Source organism: Corallococcus praedator, from assembly GCF_003612125.1.
In the GTDB taxonomy this organism is placed as follows: Bacteria; Myxococcota; Myxococcia; order Myxococcales; family Myxococcaceae; genus Corallococcus; species Corallococcus praedator.
This window is the reverse complement of record NZ_RAWI01000572.1, coordinates 1-4,545: the sequence shown is the minus strand read 5'-3', so window position 1 is coordinate 4,545 and position 4,545 is coordinate 1. Positions and strand designations below refer to the sequence as shown.

Here is a 4,545-nt window from a genome sequence, read left to right as displayed (position 1 = left end):
GCCCCGGAGCGGCCCCTACCCGCTGCCGCCGCTGGACGTGCACCCCGTCGCGTCGGAGATCGACAAGGCGTGCTCGGCGCTCGGCTGGCACTCGACGCCCACCGCGCGCGGCATCCTCAGCAAGGCCTACAAGGGCCGGGCCCCGTGCGCGTACTGCGCGCTGTGCGGCAGCTACGGCTGCGAGACGGGCGCCAAGAGCGGCACCAACGTCAGCCTCATCCCCGCCGCCATCGCCACCGGCAACGTGGAGGTGCGCCCCGGCAGCATGGCGCGCTCCATCGAAGTGGACCGCCAGGGCCGCGCCAAGAGCGTGGTGTACCTGGACAAGGACGGCGTCACGCAGGAGCAACCCGCCAAGGTCATCATCGCCTCCGCCACCGCGGTGGAGAGCGCGCGCCTGCTGCTCAACTCCACCTCCAGCCGCTTCCCCAATGGCCTGGCCAACGGCAGCGGGCTCGTGGGCAAGAACCTGCTCTTCAGCTCCTTCGGCGGCTCGCGCGCCATCTTCCGCGTGTCGAAGCAGAAGGAGGCGCGACCGTGGCTCATGGACCCCGCGCCCTTCGTCAACCGCAGCGTCCAGGACTTCTACCTGATGCCGGACGCGCGCCACGGCTTCAGGAAGGGCGGCACGCTGGGCTTCATGTGGTCGCACCCCAACCCCATCTTCGCGGCGGTGGGGCTCGCGGGCTCCGGCAAGTCCGGCGTGTTCGGCAAGGAGCTCAAGGACCGCATGCGCGCGTACCGCGACTCGCGCATCCTCGAGTTCGAGGTCTACGCGGAGTTCCTCCCCACGCCCGGCACCTCCGTCACGGTGGAGTCCGGGGTGAAGGACAAGTACGGCATCCCCGTGGCCGCCATCACGTTGGACCGGCACCCGGCGGACTACGCCGCCACGCGCTTCCTCGTGGAACGCGGTGAAGAAGTGCTGCTGCGCCTGGACCCCGACGCGGTGGAGCGCGTGGGCACGCAGGGAGAGACCACCATCCTCCAGCACGGCACCTGCCGCTTCGGCGACGACGCGGCCACCTCCGTGCTGGACAAGCACTGCCGCGCGCACGAAGTGCCCAACCTCTACGTGGTGGACGGCAGCTTCATGCCCACGGGAGGCAGCGTGCCCTCCACGCTCACCATCGCGGCCAACAGCTTCCGCGTGGCCCACCACCTGGTGAGCACCCTCAAGGGCTGACGCGCGTCACTCCTGGACGCGCAGCGGCGTCACGTCCACCTTCACGACGTAGCGCGCCTGCATGTCGGAATCGAACTCCACCAGGTGGTCGCCCACGCCGGTGACGTCCACCTGGCGGGTGAACTCGCCGAACTTCTCCATCTGGTCCAACGCGGCGCGGCCCGTGGCGGCCTGACGCTGGCGCGCCCGGCAGCCCTCCTCGTGCACGGTGACGGCCGTCTCCTCGCCCGCCGCCGTCACCTCCTCCAGGTAGAAGCTCACCTTGATGGTGGACGCCTCCGGCACCCGGACGATGACCTGCCCGCGGCCGGGGAAGCGGCCTTCGGAATAGCTCTCAGGCCCCAGGATGCAGCCCGCGAACTGGTTGCACACGGGCCAGGACGCCTTGCAGACATCCTGCACGCGCGGACCGATGAAGTCCTCGCGCGAGCCGCCGCAACCGCTCAGCACCATCAACAGCAACGCCCCCGTCAGCGCGTGGGCACTCCGTGTTACAACGCCAAACATTCTCTGAACCTCACCGAGGAGTGGATGTCCATGCGTCTGCGCAACCTGTGGCTGCCCCTCACCATCATCGCCCTGGCGGGCTGCGGAGACGAAGCGGAGGAGCTGCCGAACACGCCGCAGCTTCTCATCGACCGCACCGAGCTGAGCTTCGACACCGAGTTCTCCGCCGGCACCTACGTGGGAGCGACCACCTTCAACACGCTCTATCTGGAGAACCGCGGCCTCCAGACGCTGGAGCTCAACGAGGCCTCCATCTCCGGTCCGGGCGTCTTCACCATGAAGAAGCCGGAGACCTGGCCGGAGAACGGGCCCCTGAAGCTGGAGACCTACCAGCGCACCTTCATCGAGGTCGCCTTCAAGCCCAACGCGGCCAAGGACTTCGAGGGCAAGCTCACCATCAAGTCCAACTCCGCCGACGGCGACACCCGGGAGCTGACGCTCAAGGGCAAGGGCGTCGCCCGGTAGCCGTCGCGGAGCGCCCGAAGGCGGCGGAGGTGTGAAACCCCGCCGCCCGTCCGGGCCCGCTAGCGGGTGAACTGGCAACCACCCACCCACGTGCCACCGTCCTGCGTGGGCGCCGGGCACTGGGTGGGGCTGCCACCATCCGGCGCCGTATAGGTGCGCGGGTAGTCGCCGTAGCCGGTGCGCAACGTGTAGCCCACGCGCCCGTAGTCGCTGCGCTCGGTGGCGCTCACCGCCACCTTGAGCGTGCCGCCCTGGATGAAGCGCCGCTCCAGGCAGGCACACGCATAGGGCGCCACCGTGACGCGCGTGGTGGTGGCGGTCTTCTCCAACTGGTACTGCGCCTGGTAGCTGGAGAGCGGCGTGCTCGCCGTGGTGTGCCAGGCGCGCATCACCGACCCGCTGTACGCCAGCGTCAGCGCCCCACCGGAGCTGGTGGTGGACACCGGCGTGCACGCGCTGGTGCCGCCGTCGGTGGGAGGGGTGCCGTCACAGAAGGTCAGGTCCAACGCCAGCCCATGCGGGGTGCCACCGTCGGGCAGGTTGTCCACCTCCCACTGCACCAGCCACGACGCGTCCTCCGGCGCCGTGCGGCTGGGGAGCGTGTACGCGTACGTGTCCGTGTCGGACGGCACCGCGTCGTAGTCCGTGGGGCCGCGCACGCCCAGGCCCGTGGCGCGGTCGTTGTCGCGCAGCCGGCCATGGCCGTAGGACAGCTGGCCCTTCGCCTCGAAGGTGGCGTCGCTCGCCGGCAGGTTGCCCGCGCCCACGCTGTTGAGCGTCTTGGCCCGCGGCTGTTCAACGTTGCCGCTGTAGGCGCCCACCTCTTCCGCGTCGTCGTCCTCCCAGCTCACCTCCAGCCGGTAGTCGCGGTCGTCCGCCCAGTTGGTGCCGTCGTCCTGCACCACGAAGTGGTACGTCGCGAGCCCCGCGTGCGCCGGCACCGGCAGCGCGCCCTGGAAGTTGCCCAGGTTGGCGAAGCGCGCCGGGTCCCCCTCCTCGCGCAGCGACTGGAGGCACAGCACCGCCTCCGCGGTGTTGCAGTAGGTCTGCACCAGCGACGGCGCATCCGGGTGCTCGCGCACGTCGCGGGGGCACACGAGGGGGTCGTTGGAGCACTGGGTGCGCAGCTCGGGGGTGGGCGCAGTGCCCACGGTGGTGAAGACCAGCACCTGCCGGTCCGCCAGCTGGCCCAGCGGCAGGGGCAGCGGTTCGAAGCGGCCGCCCGTCCCCAGCGGCACCAGCCGGTAGCGCAGCACGCTGGGCTTGCTGTACGCGGGCACGCGCAACGCGAACCAGTCGCGGTCGGACACGTAGCCCAGCCGGCCGGAGAAGGACGTGGACGTGCCGGGCGCGCCCACGAGGTCGCGCGAGAACGCCCGCGCATAGGCGTCGTTGTCACCGGACTGGTCCTGCGGATCCGCCTCGTCCAGGACGCGAACCTCCACCTCGTACGGCTGGCGCAGGTCGCCCGCGGGCACCGGGTCGTTGGCCGGGCGGTAGCCCTTCACCACCAGTGTCCACGTGCCGGCGAGCTTCACCTTGCGCGCGGTGGCCAGCACGCCCGGGTGCACCTTGGGCAGCACATTGCCCTCCGACTCCTTGTCGGTGGTGCCGGGGCGGAGCAGCTCATAGGACAGCCGGTAGTTGGGCGCGAAGCCCTGGTCCGGCGCGGTGACGCGCACGTAGGCAATCTTCCCCGCCGTCAGCGGGAAGCTGAAGCGGTCCACGTCGTTGTCCGTCGCCAGGTAGCCCTTCGCGGTGCCCACCTGCACGGCCCCTTCGGCCGCGAGCGCGATGGGCGTGGGCGTGACGTCGTTGGGCTCGTTCGTGTCCGGGTTCTCGATGAGCTCCACCGTGAGCCGGTAGGAATTGCGCGCGTCGAAGGCGGGGCGCGCGGGGTTCGTCGGCGCGTCGCGCACCACCACCACCAGCTGCGTGTCCGGGGTGCCGTACGGCAGCACGATGTCCACCGGCCGGGGCGCGCCCGAGCCGTGCTGATCCGACTTCGCCACCAGCGACGTGTCCTTGTCCTTCTCCTGCACGGAGACGGACAGGTTCACCGGCGTGCTGGAGGCCAGGTACACGCCGGTGATGTGCACCAGCGTGCGCGCGTTGGCGGTGGCGGGGATGCGGATGCTGTACCAGTCCTCGTCCCCCGCCTTCACCTCACCGGTGAGCGCCAGGAAGCGCTCCATCGGCACGCCGGGCTTCAGCTCGCAGTCGGCGTTCGTCAGGGCCTCTTCGCGGGTGTTGCAGAGGTCCTCCACGACGCCGGTGCCGGCATCCGGCGTGTCCTCCCCATCCGAGGAACAGGCGGCCAGGAGCAGGAGCGCGAGCGGGAGCAGTCGGGAGCGAAGGCGCATGGGGGACTCGGGAGGGTTCAAGGG

At 70.5% G+C, this 4,545-nt stretch carries 4 protein-coding genes; 2 read left to right on the top strand and 2 right to left on the bottom strand.

Annotated elements, in window-relative coordinates; translation table 11 throughout:
- Nucleotides 1-1,186 (top strand): GMC oxidoreductase (locus D7Y13_RS38950; protein ID WP_147452602.1); only part of this gene is annotated, 1,186 nt, incomplete at its 5' end.
- 6 nt (nt 1,187-1,192) lie between these two features.
- On the opposite strand, the gene D7Y13_RS38945 is transcribed toward D7Y13_RS38950, so the two are convergent.
- On the bottom strand, nt 1,193-1,693 hold the full coding sequence (locus tag D7Y13_RS38945; protein ID WP_233595678.1) for a hypothetical protein: 501 nt from the start codon (nt 1,691-1,693) through the stop codon (nt 1,193-1,195).
- A gap of 30 nt (nt 1,694-1,723) precedes the next feature.
- Between D7Y13_RS38945 and D7Y13_RS38940 the strand changes: the two genes are divergently transcribed.
- Entirely contained in the window at nt 1,724-2,158 is a 435-nt protein-coding gene (locus D7Y13_RS38940) for an Ig-like domain-containing protein (protein WP_120534366.1), read from the top strand.
- A 59-nt stretch (nt 2,159-2,217) separates the two neighbouring features.
- Here the strand turns inward: D7Y13_RS38940 and D7Y13_RS38935 are convergent, their stop codons facing one another.
- The gene (locus tag D7Y13_RS38935; RefSeq protein WP_120584355.1) at nt 2,218-4,521 is read right to left on the bottom strand and encodes a hypothetical protein; all 2,304 of its coding nucleotides are present in this window, start codon (nt 4,519-4,521) and stop codon (nt 2,218-2,220) included.
- Nucleotides 4,522-4,545 lie beyond the last annotated feature (24 nt).